This is a genomic window from Marivita hallyeonensis, assembly GCF_900129875.1.
GTDB lineage: Bacteria > Pseudomonadota > Alphaproteobacteria > Rhodobacterales > Rhodobacteraceae > Marivita > Marivita hallyeonensis.
Genome location: NZ_FQXC01000001.1, coordinates 517,471 through 538,550 on the forward strand (window position 1 = coordinate 517,471; position 21,080 = coordinate 538,550).

20 protein-coding genes and 1 pseudogene are annotated in these 21,080 nt (G+C 58.0%); 15 read left to right on the top strand and 6 right to left on the bottom strand.

All coding sequences use genetic code 11. The features are described from left to right. Positions 1 to 90 precede the first annotated feature (90 nt). Together BUA42_RS02550 and BUA42_RS02555 are read left to right on the top strand one after the other, a co-directional pair. A complete protein-coding gene (locus BUA42_RS02550) occupies positions 91 to 336 on the top strand; it encodes a type II toxin-antitoxin system ParD family antitoxin (protein WP_072776707.1) in 246 nt (81 codons plus the stop codon). After that, positions 336 to 626, top strand: coding sequence for a type II toxin-antitoxin system RelE/ParE family toxin (locus BUA42_RS02555; protein ID WP_072776111.1), 291 nt, complete (start codon positions 336 to 338; stop codon positions 624 to 626). The genes BUA42_RS02550 and BUA42_RS02555 overlap by 1 nt, the downstream gene beginning before the upstream one ends. A 204-nt stretch (positions 627 to 830) precedes the next feature. On the opposite strand, the gene BUA42_RS02560 is transcribed toward BUA42_RS02555, so the two are convergent. After that, positions 831 to 1,475 (bottom strand): GntR family transcriptional regulator, encoded by a 645-nt coding sequence (locus BUA42_RS02560; protein WP_178346836.1) that lies wholly within the window; start codon positions 1,473 to 1,475, stop codon positions 831 to 833. Positions 1,476 to 1,594: 119 nt separating this feature from the next. Here BUA42_RS02560 and BUA42_RS02565 point away from each other — a divergent pair, with 119 nt between their 5' ends. From BUA42_RS02565 to BUA42_RS02610, 10 genes are all read left to right on the top strand, one after another. Continuing rightward, positions 1,595 to 2,092 (top strand): tripartite tricarboxylate transporter TctB family protein, encoded by a 498-nt coding sequence (locus tag BUA42_RS02565; protein ID WP_072776113.1) that lies wholly within the window; start codon positions 1,595 to 1,597, stop codon positions 2,090 to 2,092. A 3-nt stretch (positions 2,093 to 2,095) separates the two neighbouring features. Continuing rightward, complete coding sequence (locus BUA42_RS02570; protein WP_072776114.1) at positions 2,096 to 3,586, top strand: tripartite tricarboxylate transporter permease; 1,491 nt, start codon at positions 2,096 to 2,098, stop codon at positions 3,584 to 3,586. A gap of 42 nt (positions 3,587 to 3,628) precedes the next feature. Then, positions 3,629 to 4,588, top strand: coding sequence for a Bug family tripartite tricarboxylate transporter substrate binding protein (locus BUA42_RS02575; protein ID WP_072776115.1), 960 nt, complete (start codon positions 3,629 to 3,631; stop codon positions 4,586 to 4,588). Further along, entirely contained in the window at positions 4,581 to 5,528 is a 948-nt protein-coding gene (gene dctP, locus BUA42_RS02580; RefSeq protein WP_143152596.1) for a TRAP transporter substrate-binding protein DctP, read from the top strand. The genes BUA42_RS02575 and dctP overlap by 8 nt, the downstream gene beginning before the upstream one ends. Before the next feature lie 67 nt (positions 5,529 to 5,595). Further along, on the top strand, positions 5,596 to 6,750 hold the full coding sequence (locus BUA42_RS02585; protein ID WP_072776117.1) for a zinc-dependent alcohol dehydrogenase: 1,155 nt from the start codon (positions 5,596 to 5,598) through the stop codon (positions 6,748 to 6,750). Then, positions 6,747 to 7,673 (top strand): dihydrodipicolinate synthase family protein, encoded by a 927-nt coding sequence (locus BUA42_RS02590; protein WP_072776118.1) that lies wholly within the window; start codon positions 6,747 to 6,749, stop codon positions 7,671 to 7,673. Before BUA42_RS02585 ends, BUA42_RS02590 begins: the two co-directional genes overlap by 4 nt. Before the next feature lie 74 nt (positions 7,674 to 7,747). Next, on the top strand, positions 7,748 to 8,563 hold the full coding sequence (locus tag BUA42_RS02595) for a putative quinol monooxygenase (protein WP_084066085.1): 816 nt from the start codon (positions 7,748 to 7,750) through the stop codon (positions 8,561 to 8,563). 66 nt (positions 8,564 to 8,629) lie between these two features. Beyond that, positions 8,630 to 9,715 (top strand): Bug family tripartite tricarboxylate transporter substrate binding protein, encoded by a 1,086-nt coding sequence (locus BUA42_RS02600; RefSeq protein WP_072776120.1) that lies wholly within the window; start codon positions 8,630 to 8,632, stop codon positions 9,713 to 9,715. Beyond that, positions 9,715 to 10,257, top strand: coding sequence for a tripartite tricarboxylate transporter TctB family protein (locus BUA42_RS02605; protein WP_072776121.1), 543 nt, complete (start codon positions 9,715 to 9,717; stop codon positions 10,255 to 10,257). The genes BUA42_RS02600 and BUA42_RS02605 overlap by 1 nt, the downstream gene beginning before the upstream one ends. Positions 10,258 to 10,260: 3 nt before the next feature. Further along, a complete protein-coding gene (locus tag BUA42_RS02610) occupies positions 10,261 to 11,751 on the top strand; it encodes a tripartite tricarboxylate transporter permease (RefSeq protein WP_072776122.1) in 1,491 nt (496 codons plus the stop codon). On the opposite strand, the gene BUA42_RS02615 is transcribed toward BUA42_RS02610, so the two are convergent. After that, positions 11,746 to 12,480: a sulfite exporter TauE/SafE family protein gene (locus tag BUA42_RS02615; protein WP_084066086.1), complete on the bottom strand. Its 735-nt coding sequence runs from the start codon at positions 12,478 to 12,480 to the stop codon at positions 11,746 to 11,748. The genes BUA42_RS02610 and BUA42_RS02615 overlap by 6 nt on opposite strands. 105 nt (positions 12,481 to 12,585) lie before the next feature. Between BUA42_RS02615 and BUA42_RS02620 the strand changes: the two genes are divergently transcribed. Genes BUA42_RS02620 through BUA42_RS02630 form a run of 3 tightly spaced genes read left to right on the top strand, consistent with a single transcriptional unit; the run spans position 12,586 to position 15,572 of the window. Then, positions 12,586 to 13,302, top strand: a complete 717-nt coding sequence (locus tag BUA42_RS02620) for a cytochrome b561 domain-containing protein (RefSeq protein WP_072776124.1) — start codon at positions 12,586 to 12,588, stop codon at positions 13,300 to 13,302. Positions 13,303 to 13,334: 32 nt separating this feature from the next. Further along, positions 13,335 to 14,285, top strand: a complete 951-nt coding sequence (locus tag BUA42_RS02625; RefSeq protein ID WP_072776125.1) for a hydroxyacid dehydrogenase — start codon at positions 13,335 to 13,337, stop codon at positions 14,283 to 14,285. 9 nt (positions 14,286 to 14,294) lie between these two features. Beyond that, a complete protein-coding gene (locus tag BUA42_RS02630; RefSeq protein WP_072776126.1) occupies positions 14,295 to 15,572 on the top strand; it encodes an LVIVD repeat-containing protein in 1,278 nt (425 codons plus the stop codon). Positions 15,573 to 15,812: 240 nt separating this feature from the next. On the opposite strand, the gene BUA42_RS02635 is transcribed toward BUA42_RS02630, so the two are convergent. The 4 genes and pseudogenes from BUA42_RS02635 to BUA42_RS02650 form a co-directional block, all read right to left on the bottom strand. Beyond that, a complete protein-coding gene (locus BUA42_RS02635) occupies positions 15,813 to 16,409 on the bottom strand; it encodes an HAD-IA family hydrolase (protein WP_072776127.1) in 597 nt (198 codons plus the stop codon). A 329-nt stretch (positions 16,410 to 16,738) separates the two neighbouring features. After that, on the bottom strand, positions 16,739 to 17,431 hold the full coding sequence (locus BUA42_RS02640) for a hypothetical protein (protein WP_143152597.1): 693 nt from the start codon (positions 17,429 to 17,431) through the stop codon (positions 16,739 to 16,741). Positions 17,432 to 17,751: 320 nt separating this feature from the next. Further along, complete coding sequence (locus tag BUA42_RS02645) at positions 17,752 to 19,215, bottom strand: sulfatase-like hydrolase/transferase (RefSeq protein WP_072776129.1); 1,464 nt, start codon at positions 19,213 to 19,215, stop codon at positions 17,752 to 17,754. 626 nt (positions 19,216 to 19,841) lie between these two features. Next, positions 19,842 to 21,068, bottom strand: a pseudogene (locus tag BUA42_RS02650) (flavin monoamine oxidase family protein). Between the last annotated feature and the right edge of the window lie 12 nt (positions 21,069 to 21,080).

The window sequence follows — 21,080 nt, forward strand, 5'->3', positions numbered from 1 at the left end:
TCGTCAGTTCGCTGACGTGCCACTGTAACACGTCTCTTGTGATATTGAAAAATACCGAATATTGGTATAAATGTGTCTCAGGAGGCAAACATGGCTAAGAACACTTCTATGTCTCTGGGAGATCATTTCGCCGGCTTCATCGAGACTCAAGTCAGCAACGGGCGCTACGGCTCCGCGAGCGACGTCGTACGGGCAGGCCTAAGGCTTCTTGAGGAGCATGAAACCAGAGTCCAGGCGCTGAAGGACGCATTGATCGCTGGTGAAAACTCGGGTGAACCGCGTGCCTTTGATCGCGAGGTGTTTCAAGAACGCATGCGCCAGAAGAACGGCACCTGATGTCTCGGAAATATGTGCTTTCGCCGATGGCGGAAGCTGATCTCGAGGGGATCTGGATTTACACGGCGCAAAAATGGTCCACCGCGCAGGCCGAGAGTTATACCAACGACATCATCGACGCGTTTGAAGGCATCGCCACGGGGAGGAAGGTGGGCAGACCAGCTTTGGTCCGCGAGGGATATCTCAAGGCACTGATCGGCATGCATGCGATCTACCATCAAATCCGAGGCGAAGTGATCGCGATCATCAGAATCCTGCATCAAAGCATGGATGTGGACCGGCATTTGTAGCCTCCACGAACGGCCGCTTTCCGGGCTGCAACTGCAGCATCCGAGCACAGCGTTGTGAGTCCGCAATGGGCCGATGGCGTTAACGGAAATAGGACCCGCTTCTTATTACTTTTAGAGTGGACGCTCAGCTAAGCGGAGAACCAAACTCTGATAAACCAAGTTGCCGAGTTGGGTTCCCATTGTGAATTGTGAGGTGTCTTACTGCTACTGCGCGCTACCGGAAGGGGCATTGTCGCGCACGTGACGCCAAGAGATGTCGCGGGCTTGCGATGGCTCTCCGGATGCGATTGCGTCAATGATTGCCTGATGCGACTCTGCTAGAAGCTGCAAATCAGCAGCTGTGCGAGACATGTTCAGTCGGGTGCGGCTGCGGACGCTCAAACTCTCCCACATCTCGCGCAAGGTACTGTTTTTGCTCGCCTCCACGATAGTGCTGTGAAACTCGGAATTGAGCATGGCGAACTTCTTTTCGTCTGCGCGGGTTGCTGCTTTGCGCATGCGATCAAGGATTTTTTCCAGCGAGTTTGCCGTCTGGGGGGCGTCGCGCGCAACGATTTCGCCGGCGAGCGCCTCCAACTCCGCGCGCACGGAATAGATCTCGGCCAGTTCCGCTTCATCGATAACGCGGACGCGGGCACCGCGGTTGCGCTGTGTTTCGATCAGTCCAATGGCTTCCAGCTCGCGTAGAGCTTCCCGGACCGGGGCTTGGCTCGTCTGCATTTCATCCGCGATCTTGAGTTCGATTAACCGGTCACCCGGCTTGAGACTGCCGGATACGATCCTCTCCAGAAGAGTGTCTCTGATCTGCTGCGACAGAGAAGCGCGATTGATAACAGCGACTTCAGCCATGATTTGCTCCATAATCGATAATCCAATCATATGGCGTGAGGCGTCATCAAGACAAGGGCATTGACGATTATCGATAATCTATATTAGCGTTTGTTAGACACGAGGGAGGCATGTGAGTCGTGACGCAAGGTTTGAAGCCATTCGGCAGTGATACTCGGTCCGTTTCCGCACTGACTCTTGTCTATGGCGTGGTTGCCGGTATTTCGGCAGGTTTGCTGGTGGTCACGTCGGGCCAGGTTGGAGCACCCGTTACGCTGTTCGGCGCACCGCCTGAAGGTCTTGCCCCTGATACGATGCCGCGCCTTGTCCTCGTTGCTTTGCTCTGCGTAGCAGGGCTTGGCATTTTCACGACGTGGAACGACGCCCCCGAGGGCTTTGCGCGCCCGGTTAGGGCGGTCTTTGTCACATGCACGGCGAGCTTTGCGTTCGCTGCTTTGTTGGTCCCATTGGGTTTTGTCATTGCCAGCGCGTTGACCGTTGTATGTGTCGCTGTCTACCTTGGCGGACGTCACCCGGTCGGGCTTGCGCTCAGCGGTGTGGCGGTTCCGGTCGTGATTTACCTCGTTTTTACCCGCGGGTTGCACATCGCGCTGCCCCAGGGTTTGGCAGGGTTCTGATCGATGTGGGCAGAGCTTCTCACCGGGTTGGAGATGATCTTGCGCCTCGACACGGTCGCAATGACGGCTATCGGTTTGGTGTTGGGGATCTTCGTTGGGTCCTTGCCGGGTTTCACCACCGTTATGGCCATGGCCGTGTTGCTGCCGATTTCCTTCTTCCTCGATCCTTTGGTGGGGATCCCCTTTCTTATCGGTGTGTACAAAGGCGGGATTTATGGCGGGTCGATCCCCGCGATCCTGATCGGCGTGCCGGGAACAGGGGCGTCCGTGGCGACGACTTTTGATGGACCGGCGCTGACAAAGCAGGGCAAATCCAAAAAGGCGCTTGAGATGGCGCTTTACGCGTCGGTTTTCGGCGATACCGCTTCCAGCATATTTACCATCTTCCTCATTGGACCCATTGCACTCTTGGCCATGCGTATCGGCCCGCCCGAACTCGCTGTCGTGCTGGCTCTTTCGATGGCCATCATCGCAGCAACGTCGTCGACCTCGCTGATCAAGGGATTGCTCATGCTTTTGATCGGCATGTTCATCGCGCTCGTCGGGCAAGACCCGGTGCATGGTGTCAATCGGTACACCTTCGATATCTTTGCCCTGCAGGCCGGGATCGACCTGTTGCCAATGATTATTGGGCTGTTTGCGATCCCGGAAATTCTGCTGGCGGTCGAGGAAAAGATATCTCGTGTGCAAGCGACCAAGCCGGAAGGCGAAAGTCTGACACTTGACGAATTGAAAGCCTCACGTCGCACAATCCTGCGCTCGACCGCTATGGGTGGAGCGATTGGTGCGATCCCCGGTGTCGGGCAAGTCGTCGCGGCGTTCATGGGATACGCGGCAGCAAAAAGAGCTTCGTCCAAGCCTGAGACCTTTGGTCAGGGATCGCTGGACGGTATTGCGGCACCAGAAGCGGCGAACAACGCGGTGAACGGGCCGACCATGGTGCCTCTGCTGACGCTTGGCATTCCCGGCGACAATATCACGGCGATCCTGCTGGGCGCGTTTGTGGCGCAAGGGCTGCGTCCGGGACCGCAGCTTTTCGCGACCGATGCACCCGTGATTTACGCGCTGTTGGGGTCCATGGTCATTGCCTGCCTGCTGTTGCTGGTACTGGGCAAGCTGCTGATCCCCGTCTTTGCCAAGGTCGTGTCGATCCCGCGCGCTTACATGGTGCCATTGACATTGGTTTTCGCAGTCGCGGGAACGTATGTGTACCGCTCTAATCCGATGGACCTCGTCTTTCTGATGGCCTTTGGGGTCTTCGGCTACATCGCCCGCAAGCTTGCCTTCGACGTGACGCCGCTTGTCATGGGTTTCATTCTGATGGGCCCGTTCGAATACGCTGTCAGCCAGACCTTGTCTCTGAGCCAAGGCGACCTCGCCGGGTACATCGCCATGGAGCGTCCGGTCACCTTGATCCTGCTCGGCATGATCGGTGCGGGTCTTCTGTTTTTCTACTTTCGCCGCAAGAGCGGCCAAAGCGCGGTCTCGGCATGACCGGCCGCATTCCTAGCCAACCAAACTGAAGGGAGAATTCAAATGGCGTTTGGGAAGTTCATGAAAGGCCTTGCGGCGGCGGTCCTTGCCGCGACGCTTGGCACGGCGGCTGTGGCCGAATACCCGGAAAAACCGATCACCATGATCATACCGCTGGGCGCGGGCGGCAGCCATGATCTTAACGCGCGTGTGATCGCGTCAGTACTGCCAAGCTATCTCGGACAGCCTGTGATCGTGCAACTGATGCCAGGCTCTGCGGGGCAGATCGGCACGTCTGCCGCGGCGCAAGCGCCGGCAGATGGCTACACCATTCTGTTCACTCAGAACTTTATTGATGAGCTTCAACAGCATGTCGCAGAACTGCCGTATGATCCAAACGGGGACTTCGTGGCAATTGCCAGAACCAATTTTGCGGCACCCTCGATCATCGTAAAATCCGACAGCTCGTTCAATACGATTGGTGATCTGGTCGCACATTCCAAGGCAAATCCGGGCAGCCTGAAGTTTGGCCATTCGGGCAATTGGGGCGCGTTCATGGTCCCTGGCGCGCTGGTGTTCAATGCGGCAGGCACGATGCCGACGATGGTCCCTCACAAGGGCGGTGGACCGGCTATGCAGGCGTTGCTTGCTGGCGATGTCGACGTCTCGATGGCGTTCAATTCGGTGATCGACAGCCAGGCTGGTGCGGTCAAGGCGCTTGTATCAGTTTCGCCAGATACGCAGATCGAAGGTGTGCCGACCACAGCTGAAGCGGGTTTGGACGGCGTCGATACGGTTGGCATCATGCACCGCGTGGTCTTGGTGCGACGGGATACCCCTCCAGAGATAGTCGACAAGCTGCGCGCTGCGTTTGCCGCGATGAAAGAAGACAAGAGCTATCAGAAGCTGTTGGCCAAGCTTGGCGAGAACAACGTCTACATGGACGGAGCCGAGTATGAGGCTGTCCGTGTGTCGCAGGGCGAAGCTTATCAGGCACTAGTCAAGACACTGACTGGTGGCTGACGCCAAAAGGACGGGGCAGGGAACTGCCCTGGCTTGGTTCATGTCGAATGATGTGATCATCGCCGGATACCAGGGGCCGCGGTCGATTTTGACCCGCGGTCTCACCGCGTTTGCCGAGGCCTCCCTTCCCTCGGCAACGCTGGTTCCGGACGTGACCGCCGACGGTCTACCTGCGCAGGCGCTGTTCGACGGGATCGAAATGGGCACCTATGCGGCGGGCTACATGGCCAGCGGGTACCTGACCGCGCGCGTGCCAGAGCTCGCCGTTCTTGATCTCCCCTTCAGCGTGACGGATCGGCGTCAGGCGTTCGCCAAATTGGACGGCGACCTCGGTCGCGCGCTTTCCGCAGCGGTGGCGCGTGAAACCAACCTTGTGGTTCTGGCCTTCTGGGACAACGGTTTCCGTCATATCACGAACGCCAGTCACCCGATCCGATCTCCGGCAGAATGCAAAGGCCTCAGGATCCGCACGCTGAATAATCAGCTCTATCAGGACACCTTAACTGCTCTTGGATTTGAGCCGGTTGTGACCGACGTAAAGGAACTGATCCAGGCGTGTGAGACGGGTGCTGTCCACGCGCAGGAAAACCCGCTGACAAATATGCTGACCTTTGGGCTAGACCGATGGCACAAACACGTATCTCTGACCGGTCATATTTTTGGAATTGTCCTGCTCACTGCCAACAAGGACTGGTTTTGCGCCCTCAGCGAAGATGACCAAGAAACGCTGCTCAAAGGGGCGGCGGATGCGACCGTATGCCAACGCTTTTGGGCAGAAGAAGAAGACAGTGTCGGGTTGCAAACGCTAAAGGCAAGAGGCGTCGAGGTTCTCGAGCAGGCTGATCTCGATACGCAGGCATTCCGGGCAGCGGCAGAGCGCATTCGCAGCACATCTGTTGCCAAGCTGCCCAAAGAAATCGTCGATCTTTATCTCGCATAGTTATCGATAATCGTTGACATCGACACTTCTTTCGTTTGTATTATCGATAATCGAAAAGGAAAGACAAATGCCTGATTCCGGCTCGCTGCCAATTGACCATATTCAGACCGTCCCAGAGACAATGCGCGCTTGGGTGCTTGGTGGCCCAGACGAAATGACGCTGGTGGAAAAGCCGGTCCCGACGCCCGGCAAGGCCGAGGTGTTGATCCGCATCGATGCCGTTGCGATCTGTGCAACCGATCTCGAGATCATCCATTACGGTACGCCCGCGATCGTCGATGGCGGGCCCCCATTCCACAAGAACTTCACCATCGGCCATGAATACATGGGCACAGTTGCCGCCCTAGGGCCGGGTGTTGACGAGTACAAGGTTGGCGAGCGCGTTACGGTCGAAGTGCATGCCGGATGCGGTCGTTGCAAGCGGTGTCGGCAGGGGATGTATACCTCGTGCCACAACTATGGTCTGCGCGAGAAGGGCCACCGCGCCAACGGCATGACGACCGATGGCGGATTTGCCGAATACGCCGTCAATCACATCAACACGCTGGTGCGCGTACCGGACACGATGACAGATGAAGAAGCGACCCTTGTCGTCACGGCGGGTACTTCGATGTACGGGTTGACCGAGCTGGGTGGCCTCGTGGCGGGCGAAAGCGTTGTGGTAAGTGGCCCCGGTCCGATTGGCTTGCTTGCGGTCTCTGTCGCTCGATCTCTGGGCGCAGGCCCTGTTATCCTGACTGGCACCCGCGAAGACCGGCTCGCGATCGGGCGCAAACTGGGCGCGACCCACACGATCAACGTGCGCGAACAGGAAACGGTCGAAGCCGTCACGGCGATCGTAGGTGCGAAAGGGGCCGATTACGTTATTGAATGTGCCGGGACGGAAGCAGCCATCAACGATGCGATCCGTATGACAAACCGCGGCGGCAAGGTTTGCCTGGCGGGGTTCCCGCACGACCTCGCCAAGGTCGACCTGCCGCATGTCGTCAAGAACAACATCTACCTCTACGGCATCCGCGGAGAGGGCAAGAGCGCCACCCATCGCGCCATGTCATTCATGGCCGAAGGCCGGTTCGACGCTTCCCTGATCCACACCCACACCTTCGCCCTCGAAGACCTTCAGGAAGCGCTGCGATACGCGCGTGAGAGGGTTGAAGATGCGCTGAAGGTGGTCGTGAAGCCGCGAGGCGTTGCCTCGCTCAAAGCAAAGGCAGCAGAATGACCCACAAAGCCCGCAAAGGCGTTTACGCCGCCGCCATCACCCCTGTTGCCGCCGACGGGCGTCCAGACACCGCAAAACTGATCGCCTATTGCAAGCGCTTGATTGGCGAGGGTCTCGACGGCGTTGCACCTACTGGAACGACCGGAGAAGGGAATTCTCTCCCTTTTGATTGGCGATTGGACCTTCCGGGGCAGTTCGCAGAAGCCGAGTTACCTCCCGACCGGGTCATTTTTGGCACCGGCTCCTGTTCGGCGGACGATGCCGTGGCCCTGACCAAAGCCGGGGTCGATGCGGGTTATCCAAATGCACTCCTCCTGCCGCCCTTTTATCTCAAGAACGTCAGCGACGATGGCCTCTTCGCGTATTACGCGCGGCTGATCGATGGTGTGGGGTCCGACGCGCTGCGCGTCTATCTCTATCATTTTCCGCAGATGTCCCAGACGCCGATTTCGATCCCGCTGATCCAGAGGCTCAAGGCCGAGTTCGGCCCGATCATCGCGGGCCTCAAGGACAGCTCGGGCGATTACGAAGGGTCTCTTGCCTTCGCGGAAGCGGCGGACGAATTCGATGTCTTCCCTTCAAATGAAGGCGTGCTGGTTGATGCGCTGGCCAAGGGGTGCGGCGGTGTGATCTCAGCCACAACCAACGTTTCCGCAGGTCTTGCGCGGCGCACGTTGAATGCGACAGGCGCAGAACAAGATCGTTTGCAAAGCTTGCTCAATCAGGTGCGCCAGACCGTTGCCAAATACCCGTTGTCGGCGGCGATCAAGCAGGTTGAATCATGGAAAAGCGATGACGACACGTGGTGCGCGGTGTTCCCGCCACTCGTCCCGCTCACCGCCACGCAAAAGGCAAGTCTTCGCGCAGACCTTGAGGCGTTGCCAGCAGAAACCGGCGTTCTTGCGGCTTTGGAACTGGCCTGACGGAACGTTGAAAAGACTTCGGTTCACGAAGCGCAAAACACTGTAGCCAAAACAGCCATTAGGAGGAGAGATCGATGGCTTTCAAGGGAACCCGATTTTCGGGAATGGTCGCGGCTGGCCTGATCGTGGCCGCAACCGCAGCCACCGCTGAAATCGAATTGAAAAACGGCGAGGTGATTTCTGAATCGCCGACCTTTATTGTGACATATGTAGAAGTGGGCGCCGACCACTCTGGCGCGGCACTAGAACTGCTCAAAGCGCAGGCCGCCGCCGCCAAGGGCCACGACGGTCTTGTGCGCTTCGAAGTCATTCAGCGCATGGGCCAGGACAACCATTTCGTGGTGCTTGAGGCATGGGAAGACAGGGCAACCCGTGACGCCCATGCCGCTTCGGCAGAGACCGTCGCGTATCGCGAGGCTTTGGAGCCCATGCTCTACGCACCTTACGATGAACGCCCGCATGTCGGACTTGTGGCGGCGGACCTCGCAAGCATGCCCGAAGGAACGGCGGATACTGTCTATGTCGTGACCCACGCCGATATCATCCCGCCCGAGCAGTTCGCGCCGTGTGACCGCCAGATAAATCCGGCGGGGCCTTGTGGCAACGAGATGCTGGTGGGGCTCGCCAACTTCAGCCGCGAGCACGACGGCAACCTGCGTTACGACGTACTGACCCAGAACAACCGCACCAACCACATGAGCGTGGTCGAGATGTGGGACAGTCTCGAGGCGCAGCAGGCGCACCAGATGCACCCCGAGAAAAAGCAGTTCCGCAACGAGCTGGCCGGGATCGCTCCCGAAGGCGGGGTCAACGCCGACGCGCAGTTCGTGCCGAACATGCTGACCGGCAGCCTTTGGGACGAACGTCTCTACAAGCTAGTCGTGAACTGATCGCGCCAACGGGCCGGGCGGTTTCGTCGCCCGGCCACTCACACCCCGTCACGGGAGGAGGACCCAATGACCACAAGACGCAACTTCATGGCCGGGCTCGGAGCGACCGCCGCATCTGCCTTTGTCATCACGCCTGGCGCAGGCCACGCCAACGGTTGGCCGACACAACCCATCACGCTGGTTGTCATGTACGGGCAGGGCGGTGGCACCGATGTCATCATGCGCACGCTTGCCAATGAAATGGCGAGTGCGAAGGGCTGGAACATCAATGTCATCAACAAGCCCGGTGCCGTCGGTGCCGTCGCCACCGAGTTCGTGCATGGCAAGGAGGCCGATGGCCACTGGATGCTGGGCGCCGCCAATTACAACAAATTCGTTCGTGTCATGGGTCATACCGATGCGGTGCCGTGGGAGAACTGGACCTACCTGCAAGCAGCCTCTGCGCTGGCCTCTTGGGCTGTGCCCGTGGACAGCCCGTTCCAAACGCTGGAAGACGTCATTTCGGCCGCAAAGGACAACCCCGGAAGCCTTGCCATCTCGACATCGGGAACCGGTGGTATCTGGCACGAGCTTGCCTTGATCGTCGCGGATGCGGCGGGCATCGAGCTTAGCTTCGTGCCGTACAAGGGCGGAAAGGCGGCGACACTTGCGGGCCTGCAAGGCGAGACCGACATCGCAGGTGGCGGCGTACATGAACACGTCGATCTGATCCGCGCGGGCCAGCTTCGGTGCCTTCAGCAATGCGGCGTGGAGGACATCGTATTGGATGATGGAACCGTTCTGCCATCGGTCGGAAACCTGCTGTCCAGCCTGAAACCAGTTCTGCCGCTTGGTCCGCAGTACAACCTGATCCTTCGGCGCGATACTCCCCCGGCCGTTCTCAAAGAGGTGGAAGAGGCATTCGCCACGGCGGTCAACAGCCAGGCTTTTCAGGATATTGCCAAATCCAAGTACTTCAGCGTCGATATCCGGTCGGGCGAAGCCGCAGACAAGCGCGCAGCGCAGCTTGAGGCGATCACTGCCGCGACCTTCACGAAATATGCCGACCAGATTGGCGCGGCTGTGAAGTCACCGGCTGACCTTGGCCTTCCAGAGCCCGAAGGATTTGAGGCCTGGTGGCCGCCTGAAGGTTACACTCCGGTCGCTGGCTGATGCCGGAAGACACCGCAGCCTTCCGTGGTGAAGATGAAAGCGCGGGAGAGGCGTCTCCCGCGCTTGATCTGATCGCCTCCGGTTTCCTGTTTGCGCTTGGCCTGTTCTTTGCCGCGCTGTCGTTGGCGCTGCCAGTTCCGGGCGGGCTTGTCAGCGCTCCGGGGCTATTGCCGTTTGTGGTATCGGCCAGCCTTGCCGTCATGGCCATTGTTCTGGGTTTGTCGGCATGGCGCAGAAGGGTCTTTGTCGCGCCGCTACAAGTTGAGATCGACAGTGAAATCGCGCGCCGGATCGCGGCCGCAGGTGCCGTTGCGGTCTATCTTGCCGCGCTTCAAACTTTGTCACTCGAAGGCTTTGTCGCCATTCTCGGGCGTCAAATCCCGATAGGCGGATTTGAACCCGCGACAATCGTTTTCCTGACCGCACTGCTGCGCCTGTTCTGGACGGATCGTTTGGCCGCTGTGGTCACAGTTTCGGTGGGATGGACGCTTTGCCTGTCGTTTGCCTTCCGCGGCCTCTTTGGCGTTCCACTCCCGGGATAAAACATGCTCGACGCGTTCATCACCCTCGCTGACCCTTTGCTTCTTGGGACGACCCTTTTGGGTGTGACTCTCGGCATAATCTGGGGCGCGCTGCCGGGCCTTTCGACCACAATGGCGATGGGGCTTCTGATCGGGCTAACGGCCAGCATGGGGCAGAATCCCGCTTTGTGTTTCATGCTCGGCGTCTATACGGGGTCCGTTTTTGGCGGGGCGATTTCGGCTGTTCTAATCAACATCCCCGGAACGCCTGACGCGGTGCCCACGATGATCGAGGGTCATACGCTGGCCAAACGCGGCGAGGGCGGACAGGCACTAGGCATGGCTATCGGCGCGTCATTTATCGGAAATTGGGTCGGGATCATCCTTCTGATCCTCTTCATCCCAATGCTGCTGAGCTTCGCGCTTAACTTCAAATCCTACGAGATGTTCATCCTGTCGATGCTGGGCATTCTGGTTTGCGGATCGATGGCGGCGGGCTCCATGCCGCTGAAAGGGTGGATTGCCGGATGGCTTGGCCTTCTTGTGGCCTTCATCGGGATCGACATGATCCACGGCGTGCCGCGTTTCACCTTTGGCGTGCGCGCGCTGGAGGATGGTCTAAGCTACGTCGCGATTTTGATCGGTGTCTTTGGCATGACCGAAATCCTCAAAACCCTGCCGCAGCTCAGTGCGCCGCCAATCCCTCCAACGGCAGGTAGGGTCGTGCCCTCGATCGGCCGTTTGATAAAGTATAGCGGTGCCGCGGTTCGATCCTCGATTATCGGCACGCTGGCCGGGGCAGTTCCGGGGGCAGGGGCCAACGTAGCGTCCTTTCTGGCTTATGATATTGGCCGCCGTCGCGCAAAACCGGAAGAGCGGGCGAAATGGGGCAAGGGCAGTTATGAAGCCATCGTCTGCGCCGAAACGGCCAACAACGCCAATATCGGCGGTTCTATGTTGCCGACGTTGGCGCTTGGCATCCCCGGAAACGCCCCGGCAGCCGCGTTGATCGCAGCCTTGCAGCTTAAGGCCGTCAATGTGGGTCCGACCATCGAGATCGATCATCCAGGTTTGATCTGGTTCATCTATGCGGCTTTGATCGTCGCAAACCTCTTCATGTACGGCGCCGCCATCGCGCTGATCAAACCGTGTGTCCGGCTGTTTTCGCTGCCCAAGGGGTTGCTGCTGACGCTCATCACCCCGGTCTGCGTTCTGGGGGCATGGTCAGTACGGCTATCCATGTTCGATGTCTGGACGATGTTTGCCGCCGGACTTGCGGGATATGCCCTGATCGCCTTCCGCTTCCCGGTTGCGCCGGTGGTACTTGGCGTCATCCTGGCGCCGCTGGCCGATGAAAACCTGCGGCGTACGCTAATCCTTTTCGAGCGACGGGGGTGGGACTATGCCTTGGATCAGTGGATCGGAAATATCCTCTTGGCCGGCTTCATCCTGCTGATTGTAGAAGGCATATGGCGTGGGCGCCGCAATCAGAGGCAGGTGCCAACGGGATCATGACAAAGCATTCAGGATCAGCTTGATCCCGGCCAGGATCATCAACCCGTTCACAGTATATTTGAAAACGGCCTTGGGTAAGCGCCGGGCGACGACAAATCCCAAACCCGCAGCAATGCCCGCGACAGGGACAAGCCAGATGGCAAATCGCAGTGTTTCCGCGCTGAGAGCGCCGACCGCAAAGAAGGGCCAGACCTTCAGGACATTCACTGACGCCATGAACATGTTCGATGTGGCGGCAAAGCGCAGCTGCTCATAGCCGCGCGACAACAGGAAGATGTGAATCGGCGGGCCGCCAGCATGCGCGATGCTGCTGGTGAAACCAGAAGCCGCTCCGAAAGGCAAAGCCATCCATCGGGGCAATCCTCTTGCCCCTAAGGGTTTGCTCCACAGTGCGTGTACCGCAAATAAGATGGCGATGATGCCAATTCCGCCACCGATCAACTTGCCGGGCAGGATGTGTATCATGAGGGCGCCAAGGCCGACACCGATAAACGCGCCTGGCAGGGCCAGCGCAATCGTAGGGTAGTCGGCATTTTTGCGGTGGTTCACCACGTTCACGATATCCATCGTCAACAGGACCGGTAAAAGCACACCAATGGCCGTCTCAACCGGTATGCCGGTTGCCATAACAGGAAGGGCAACGGGTGCGCCGACGCCACCAAAGCCGCCCTTTGCCAACCCGAGGATCACCACTGCGACTAAAGGGAACAGAATTTCTTCCAGTAGCATTGCGCGATCCCGAAAGCTTGTACTTGTGTTGTAAATCGATTATCGATAAAAAATGATCGATGCAACGAAGAATCTACCGTTGGCCGAAGTCAAAGGAGTGGCCCCATGGCGCTAGAACAAACACATATTCCGACTGAAGTGTATCTGGGCATTCTTAGCAGAACGATCGAAATCCATTGGAACTACCACGCGATCCTCATGGCCGGTATCTGGCTCATCCTCGTGCCGCTCTGCATCACGATCATCCGCTACGGCAAACCCAAGCCGACAGAATTCGGGGTGCGCTCCAAAGTGAGCCTCTGGAACCGGGAATGGTGGTGGTTCAGCATCCACAAATACGGACTTTACGCCGCGGTTTTGTTATCTCTTGCGGGGTTGACGGTCGCATTGGTTGTCAGCCAGGGGTTCAGCGGGTCGGTGCATTCCATCTTGGGGCTGCTCACGATCCTTATGGGCTGTTTGCAGGCCATCTCTGGTATGCTCCGCGGCACCCATGGCGGCAAGTTTTACTACACCGCCCGCCCGGATGACCCGGCATCGTGGCAGGGCGACCATTACAGTCGCACCACGCGTCGCCGCATGTTCGAGGCCTATCACAAAACGGCTGGCTACTTCGCCGTTCTATTTGCCATCGGAGCGACCGGATCAGGTCTTATGCAATATCCGATGCCCATCTTCGCGTCTGTCCTGCTGTCACTCCCCTTTGTGTTCCTTGTTGTCTGGGTCGTGCTTGAGTTCTTCGAGCGGCGTTATGACGGCTACAAGGCCGTGCACGGCTACGGGCTCGAACATCCTTACAACAAGGCGCGCGAGTATCTTTGAGCGCCCATTGATCTGACCTGAAAGGACGCAGAATGGCCGATGTTGTCATACCCGAATTCATGGACGAACCCACGGCGCAAAGCCTGATCGCAGCCTTTGATGTGCATTGGGACCGAACGCTGTGGAGCAGACGCGCCGAACTGTTGGAGCGTGTCAGGAATGCCCGCGCTCTCATTGTGCGGAATGATACGCTTGTGAACACCGAGCTTCTTGATGCGGCCCCTCGGTTGCAGGTCGTGGCGCGCATGGGTGTGGGTCTGGACACAATCGATGTAGAAGCATGTGCCGCTCACGGGGTTGAGGTTGTTCCTTCAATCGGGGCCAACGCCGTGTCGGTCGCCGAGTATGTGATCGCAACAGCCATGATCCTTCTGCGTGGTCCCGCATATTATGCCACCTCGGATGTTGCTGGCGGCATCTGGGACCGACCGAGGTTTGCGGGCGGGCGCGAGATTGCAGGGCGCACCATGGGCATCGTCGGGTTTGGTTCGATCGGACAAACCGTGGGCGACAAGGCCCGCGCGATGGGCATGGACGTGATCGCCTATGACGCTGTGATGCCTGATACCGCAGCAGCCTGGTCAAAGGCGCGGCGCGTCGATCTCGAGACCCTCTTGGCGCAATCCGACGTCATCAGCCTGCATTGCCCAAAACTGCCCCAGACCATTGATCTGATAGACGCCGACGCCTTTGCGCAGATGAAATCCGGTGCCGTCCTGATCAACTCGGCGCGTGGCGGCATCGTCAATGAGGCGGCCTGCGCGGCAGCGTTGAAATCAGGTCAGATCTCCGGTGCCGCGCTCGACACGCTGGATGTCGAACCCATTGATGCGACCGCCCAAGCCATCTTTCGAGACGTCCCCAACCTGATCCTCTCGCCGCATATTGCTGGCGTAACGCAGGAAGCGAACCGCCGCATTGCCGAGGTGGCGGCCGATACCGTGCGGCGCGTTCTGGGTGCCGCGCAGCCCATTCCAGCCTGAGGCCCGACCATGCTGAACACGATCTCCAAATCGAATACCGATCTTCCCACGCCGGATTACGCCTATAACCTCAAACTGCTTGGTTACTCTGACCAAGGTGGCCGTCCCGACGGTGTGCAACTTATGGTCAACAAGGGCCACGCGATTGTCGGACACATGTTCTCAGACGGCTTCAGCGTCATTGATTGCCGTGATCCGCGCGACCCGAAACCTGTGGCCTATGTGCCGGCGCCCCCGAACACCTGGAACATTCACCTGCAAAGCCATGAAGACCTGCTTTTGGTCATCAACGCAAAGAACATGTTTGCCGCGGCCGAATTTCAGGACGAGACCGAATACTACAAAGGCAAGCTTGGGAAGAAGGTCGGCACCGCAGACACCATGCTGTCGAAGACACGCGACTGGACGGCCGGCCTTTCCGTCTACGACATCTCCGATCCGGCCAACCCACGTCAAATCGGGTTTATGGATGTCGAAGGTGGGGGCATTCATCGCCTCTGGTATGTCGGCGGCCGTTGGGCCTATGCCTCTGTGCTTCTCGATGGGTTCACCGACTACATCTTCGTGACCATCGACATGGCCGACCCGACCAACCCTAAGGAAGCTGGTCGGTATTGGCTGCCCGGCATGAACGCCGCCGCCGGGGAAAAGCCTGAGGACGGTCAAGCCCGAGCAGGTCTGCATCACGCAATTGTCCATGGAGATACGGCCTATGGTGCATGGCGAGATGCGGGCATGGTCATCATGGATGTGAAAGACCGCAGTAATCCCGATTTGATTGTACACCGCAATTGGTCGCCGCCCTTCGGCGGCGGCACGCACAACTGCCTTCCGCTTCCCGACCGCGATCTGCTTGTGGTGGCCGATGAGGCCGTCCTGGACAATTGCGCTGATGGTATCAAGCACATCTGGCTCTTTGATACTCGCGAACTATCCAACCCGGTAAGCATATCGACCGTGCCGATCCCGGATGATGCCGATTATGTCAACAAGGGCGCGCATTTCGGTCCGCACAATATCCATGAAAACCGGCCAGATGGCCTAGTTAGTGACCAGCTGATCTTTGCGACCCAGCAGAATGCTGGGCTGCGCGTGTATGATATCTCGAATGAGTACCGTCCTGACGAAGTCGCAGCGTTTGTGCCGCCGGCCCCCGCGCGTCTGATGGACAAACGACCAAACCGCGAAAAGGTGATCCAGTCCTGCGATGTCTGGGTATCCAAGGAGGGCTTGGTTTACACTTCAGACTACAATGCCGGGTTGTACGTGCTCGAATACCAGGGGTGATGCCTACTACGTTCGACCTCGAACCAAGGCACCGGATGTCAGGTGACCAGTAACCGAAATCCACGTAACGCCTCTCGCCTGAACGTGTTTGTTCCTTTGAGCCTTTCCTAAGGTCCGCTTTGGAGAAGCTGCGCTGCCGCATTGATTGAACCAATGAAAGGCAACTCTGGGCCGTCCCGGATGGTCGATCCCGGGCTTCAGATGGAGATGCTGCGCCGCCTCCGAGGTCTGTTGTGAGACCTAGTTCTTGATGTGACGTTGCAATATGGTGCGCAGTTCTTCAGTTCGATCCCAGTGGACAGCGTTCCAACCCTCCGATTGAGCAGCACTGACGTTTGGCATTGTGTCATCAACCAAAAGCAACTCATGCGGTCGGCGGCCGACTGCGTTCTCCGCGAAACGAAAAAACTCAGGCTGAGGCTTCTTGCTTCTTGCTTGCGCCGAGTACACGATCCCGTCCACATCTTCAGACAGTCGCATCACCTCCATCAGATAGGCCGCGCGCATGTGCTCCTGGTTCGTTGCCAAATAGACAGAAATCCCATCTCGCCTTGCAGCACGAATATCGGAGAGAACTGGTTCGACAACTCTGGAGTCCATTTTAAACCAGTAAGCTACCAAATCATTAGCTTCGATCGTGGGCGCGATGCGCCTCAGGATCCCCGCCAGCGTCGGCAACAGTGCCTTTTTGCCAACGACAATGTCATTCCACTCAGCTTCGAAGAACTCTTTGACGAGAACATCAGTCGGTATTTTCATGTGCTTCTGCAGATCATGGTCCCAACGCAATCCATCGTTTGGACGGCCATCCACTAGTACGCCATCAACGTCGAGCATCAGACAATTGACCGTCACTGAAGTTTTCCTCTCTGAAATGTTGAGCAAGCTGTTATCGACATTCGAAGTAGTATCGTGAAGCCCTCGCATCAAAAGCGTTCGCTTCTTTCGAGCAACACCAAACCTTGACAGGTCCAAAGTGAGCCCAAAGTACCTGATGCTACGAAGATCGCGAATGTCTATTTCAGCACCGTGATAGCGTTAGCGAGGAAGAAGACCGCATGCGCTTCTCAGGAACTTCTTTGGGCTGCTGCTTCCCACCATACTCTGCTTTGAAAGCCGTCCAATCCATCGTGAAAATCCAACCAACTCTGACAGGTGGAATTCCACTACATAGCGATATCTTCAAACGTGGTCTCCAGGAATAGAGATGGCATATTCGGAGCTGTGGCACGTTGTTGGGACAAGGCAAATCCGCGGGCAGCCAAGGTTTCCTGATCGCGACCGCCGACGGTGCAGTGTTTGGCAAAAGCGAAGGTTCTACCAAAACCGCTTCCTTTTGCGACATAGGCGTCTGTACGCACCAAATGCTGATGCTTTCGATCAGCATGTTTAGCGGCTTTGAGTGACGCCAGTCGCTTGTTGCGTCCGTTCTGCTCCGCTGCTCCGTTGACAGCCGTGAAATGGAACAGTGCCGCTGCGGATTTTCCGTAGGGCCGCGAATACGTATACGGCAGCGTTATGGCAAGCGTGTCTTCGCTTGGATGAGACCAGAGCAAACAATGCGGTGCATTTATCCACCGGTCCAGCTTTTCGACATCGCCATCTATTTCGACCGGTTGCGCCCCTCTGACCGCTTTGCCCAAATCCGGTATCATCTTCCAGACCGTCGCCATGGCTGAACGCATCCTGGCCAAGTCGTCATTGGACCTTGTCTGCACGAAACCTAGACCTGACAAATCGCCTGCAAAGGTGCGTGTATCAACTGTGTCATCCAAAGCCCTTGCGCTGGCCCAGAAGGCGGGCGCATCGTCATCGACGTCTTGCGAAGCGCTTCGCTTTTCTATCTTGGGAATCCTCACTTCGTCTCCTATCTAGTGCATTGGATTTCACAGCAATACACTCTGCTTGCAAGCGTGCCCAATTCTTTACGCATATTGCGAAACACCCAAAGGTCTGGTGCGTACTGACGGATTGCGATCACCCGAAAGTCGACCTTGGCAACCAAAGATCAGAGGTCCGCTTGGTCCGCGTTGCGGTCATCTGCTTCGGCGAAATGCTGCTCTCGCGAGGCAATGTTCGCTATGGGGGCTGCAACCGCAGCATCTGGAAAGACGGGCGAAGGTCCACTCAGGGCCGTTAATTCCCTTTCCCCATCTCAATCGTCGCTGCCATCCTTGGCTCACTCGCGCACGTACCGTCCTGTGGAGCTTTGGTCTACCGTGTAGTCCCAGGCCGTTCGATTTGTTTTCATCGCGTTGTTCACGACTTGCTTGAGCGGGAGTCGTTCCCACACTTCGGATCTGATTTTTGCCAGATCGAAGGTGCCGCCCGTTACCACCTTGTTCAGCTGCGCTTCGATCTCTTGACAGTCGGCGTCTCCGGCGCGGTTGGTCCATTCGTTCGGATCTTCGGCGAGGTTGAAGAGCTGCGGTGCAGAACCGTGACAGTAATGATACTTCCAATCGCCCAAGCGGACCATGAATGAGGGCCGCATGATGCCCTCACCGTGGTATTCAGAGACAATCGGGATCACGTCGAGGTCCGCGCCCTGTATCGCCGCGAGCAGCGACCGCCCCTCCAAGGGCGCAACCGGCTCTTGGCCAGCGATATCGATCAGGGTGGCTGGCACGTCGATCAGAGACACGGGCGTGTCAATTTTGCAGGGTTCGGCATCGGGCAGATCAATGAACAGCGGAATCCGTGCCGACCATTCGTAGAGGCTCCGCTTTTGGATCATGCCCTTCTCGCCCAGCATTTCGCCATGGTCGGAGGTGACGATGACGACCGTATCATCGCAGAGCCCATTGTCTTCGAGAACCTCCAGAAGCTCCCCGATCTTGTCGTCGACGTAATGAGCAAGCGCGGCAAAGCCACGGCGCATGGCGATGAGGTTCTCGGGATCGCGTATCTCGTCGCCCCTGTGATGAAGGCCGTGCCAGCGCCGCATGGCCAGATCAAAGTCCGAATAGGTATCGTCCATGTCGTCGGGATAGTCAGGCAACGGGATGTCCGCGTCCTTGTACATCTCCCAGTATTTCTTGGGGACGTTGTAGGGCGGGTGAGGATTGGTAAAGGAGACGGTCAGCATCCATGGATTGGCGGGCGTATGGCGCAGATATTCCATGGATTTGAAATGGGTCTCCTCATCATATTGCAGCTCTTTGGACCATCCCGGCCCGATGTTTTCCGCCAGATATTGAGGGGTGAAATCAAACGCTTTGAAACCGGGATCATCCTCAGGCGGGAGAGGGTACGACCAGATAAACCCCGATGGATAAATGTCTGTGTTCAGGCGGCGCTGAAAGCCGTGCAACTGATCGGCGCCGATGAAGTGCATCTTGCCCGCCAAAACGGTCTCGTAACCGGCATTGGTGAGGTAATGCGCGAAGGTGGGAATGAAGCTGTGATAGGGGTCACCGTTGTCATAGCAGCCGGTCGTCGAGGTATTGAGCCCTGTCATGAAACAGGATCGCGCTGGCACGCAAATCGGGCTTGGCGTATAGGCATTGGTGAAATTGGCCGAGCGCTTGGCAAGAGCGGAGATATTCTTGGTCTTTGCGCCAATCCCACCGCAAGCTTCCAACATGAAGGGTGTCATCTGATCGGCCATGATCAATAGGATGTTGGGTTGTCTGCCTGTCATCCCGCGTTCGCCTCCCCCAACCAACAATCGATGCCGTGATGTCAGGAGAGTGAAACAGTGCTGGTCGCGGTTGTCTAGCGTCGCCTGAACCCGAACTTGCGATCAGTATATAAATGATCGGTGAGGCGGGCAGCGCAATTGCGGAACGAAGGGCAAGCATAGTCGGGTTTTCCGCGGGTTCACCCATGGCTACGTTTTTGCCAGTGCAGCGAACGGCGGCTATTTGGGCTGCAATTGCGGAACCTAAGACCACGTTTGAACGGCAGGAAAGGGCCGTAAGCGACGCGACGTTCTCCCTCACGTCGTGGGATTCTGAATCGCCCTTCAGGTCAGTTTCGATTCAAGGCCTGCTGGATCCTGCGCTTTGGGCGGAGGATCTCCTGAAACCAGTCCTCGAGTTGCTGACGAGGTTCTTGCTTCGATTTTACCCACCTCCAAGGTCGGCAGAGAGCCAAACTACTCTGATGCCGCGGAATTGGGCAACATAGTTTTTCTTCATCTTGCAGCAGTGGTCACCTTGCCTTTCGTATGGTCCTGGCCTCGTCGACGAAAGCGTTCAGGACATCCCCCAGGGTGCTGCTGAAGTGGCCGAAACGTTCTGTGGCATCTTCCTTTTGCATTGCAATTCAACCAGATAGCACGATTTGTGCAGCCCTTGCGCCGGCACCGTGCGCTGCAGCGACGGAGATCGGGTGTGGTTCCTGCGCGGCATCACCAGCGAAGAACACACGATCGGCTACGGGAACCCCATAATCAATGCGCGCACTGTCAGCGCCAAGTGCTCTCACCGAATAGGCCCCGAGCGCGAACGGGTCTGCCGATCAATCGTAGTGGTCGTGCGCCACGATCGCCGGGTGCGCGGCGCCGAATGCTTCGCGACATGCATCCGTTACGTGCGCGATGCGATCCCGCCCTGGCATTCGGGCTACGTCTCGCGCGTGATCGCCTGCGACGATGGCTGTAATCAATGGGAGGCTTGGATGTACGTGAAACCCGACCGCCTGGCCGCGGTTCGCCCGTGAAATGTCGAAGGCATACTCGGGAACATCTCGCAATCGGCTCTCGAGGCGTAGTCCGATCTTCATGAAACGACCCATCGGCAGCGCCTCGATTGCCGCCAAGGTCCGGTCTGGCAGTTCCGGCACGAAGTGTATTCGTCCGTCGCGCAGCACGCCCGTGGGAACCGTGACGATGACAGCGCGACCCTTGACGCTTCCCCAGGGGCCGGAGACAGTGACTGCCCCGCCGTCGTCCCAAGCGATCCGGTCCGCAGCGTGTTTGAGACGCGCAGGTATGTTCTTTCCCCAGTCTGCGATCAGGCGACCGAGACCATTCTCGACGGTTCGGTCCTCGCCGTCCACGAAACTCATATAGTCGTCTACCGATAAGCGGTGGGGATCGGTGGCCATAGTGAACGCCGCAAGTCGCTCGGCTGCTCCTGTCCATTCATCCGCGTCGGGCACCGTACCGAAGGAGAAGTCGCCCCGCACGAGGCTGCGCCATCCAAGGGACCATTCAAGGCGTCTCGCGCCAGTGTCCAGTCTCTCGGCGCCATCCGGTACGATAGCGCCAGACCTCAGCACGCGCATGTCCTTGATCGGGCTGGGTCGGGTCGCCCTCCCCATTGCCCGCGCAATATCGGCGAATGGATTGGTTTCATAAGCATGCAGCCATTGTGCGCCCCGATCAAAAGGCAAGCCTAGAGCGGCATCGTGCGTCCACGCCCGCCCGCCGATGCGGTCGCGTGCTTCGAGTAGGGCGAAGGAGGCTCCGGCCGCTTGGAAAGTCCGAGCTGCCGAGAGGCCTGCAGCTCCCGCACCTGCAACTTGCCGCCGAGGACGGTTCTTGGGCAAGGGATGCCGAGT

Excerpts from the sequence above, each read along its gene's own strand:
- BUA42_RS02550 (WP_072776707.1), top strand. The coding sequence starts at position 91 with ATGGCTAAGAACACTTCTATGTCTCTGGGAGATCATTTCGCCGGCTTC.
- BUA42_RS02555 (WP_072776111.1), top strand. The coding sequence starts at position 336 with ATGTCTCGGAAATATGTGCTTTCGCCGATGGCGGAAGCTGATCTCGAG.
- BUA42_RS02560 (WP_178346836.1), bottom strand. The coding sequence starts at position 1,475 with ATGGCTGAAGTCGCTGTTATCAATCGCGCTTCTCTGTCGCAGCAGATC.
- BUA42_RS02570 (WP_072776114.1), top strand. The coding sequence starts at position 2,096 with ATGTGGGCAGAGCTTCTCACCGGGTTGGAGATGATCTTGCGCCTCGAC.
- BUA42_RS02575 (WP_072776115.1), top strand. The coding sequence starts at position 3,629 with ATGGCGTTTGGGAAGTTCATGAAAGGCCTTGCGGCGGCGGTCCTTGCC.
- BUA42_RS02585 (WP_072776117.1), top strand. The coding sequence starts at position 5,596 with ATGCCTGATTCCGGCTCGCTGCCAATTGACCATATTCAGACCGTCCCA.
- BUA42_RS02590 (WP_072776118.1), top strand. The coding sequence starts at position 6,747 with ATGACCCACAAAGCCCGCAAAGGCGTTTACGCCGCCGCCATCACCCCT.
- BUA42_RS02595 (WP_084066085.1), top strand. The coding sequence starts at position 7,748 with ATGGCTTTCAAGGGAACCCGATTTTCGGGAATGGTCGCGGCTGGCCTG.
- BUA42_RS02600 (WP_072776120.1), top strand. The coding sequence starts at position 8,630 with ATGACCACAAGACGCAACTTCATGGCCGGGCTCGGAGCGACCGCCGCA.
- BUA42_RS02605 (WP_072776121.1), top strand. The coding sequence starts at position 9,715 with ATGCCGGAAGACACCGCAGCCTTCCGTGGTGAAGATGAAAGCGCGGGA.
- BUA42_RS02610 (WP_072776122.1), top strand. The coding sequence starts at position 10,261 with ATGCTCGACGCGTTCATCACCCTCGCTGACCCTTTGCTTCTTGGGACG.
- BUA42_RS02615 (WP_084066086.1), bottom strand. The coding sequence starts at position 12,480 with ATGCTACTGGAAGAAATTCTGTTCCCTTTAGTCGCAGTGGTGATCCTC.
- BUA42_RS02620 (WP_072776124.1), top strand. The coding sequence starts at position 12,586 with ATGGCGCTAGAACAAACACATATTCCGACTGAAGTGTATCTGGGCATT.
- BUA42_RS02625 (WP_072776125.1), top strand. The coding sequence starts at position 13,335 with ATGGCCGATGTTGTCATACCCGAATTCATGGACGAACCCACGGCGCAA.
- BUA42_RS02630 (WP_072776126.1), top strand. The coding sequence starts at position 14,295 with ATGCTGAACACGATCTCCAAATCGAATACCGATCTTCCCACGCCGGAT.
- BUA42_RS02635 (WP_072776127.1), bottom strand. The coding sequence starts at position 16,409 with ATGCTCGACGTTGATGGCGTACTAGTGGATGGCCGTCCAAACGATGGA.
- BUA42_RS02645 (WP_072776129.1), bottom strand. The coding sequence starts at position 19,215 with ATGACAGGCAGACAACCCAACATCCTATTGATCATGGCCGATCAGATG.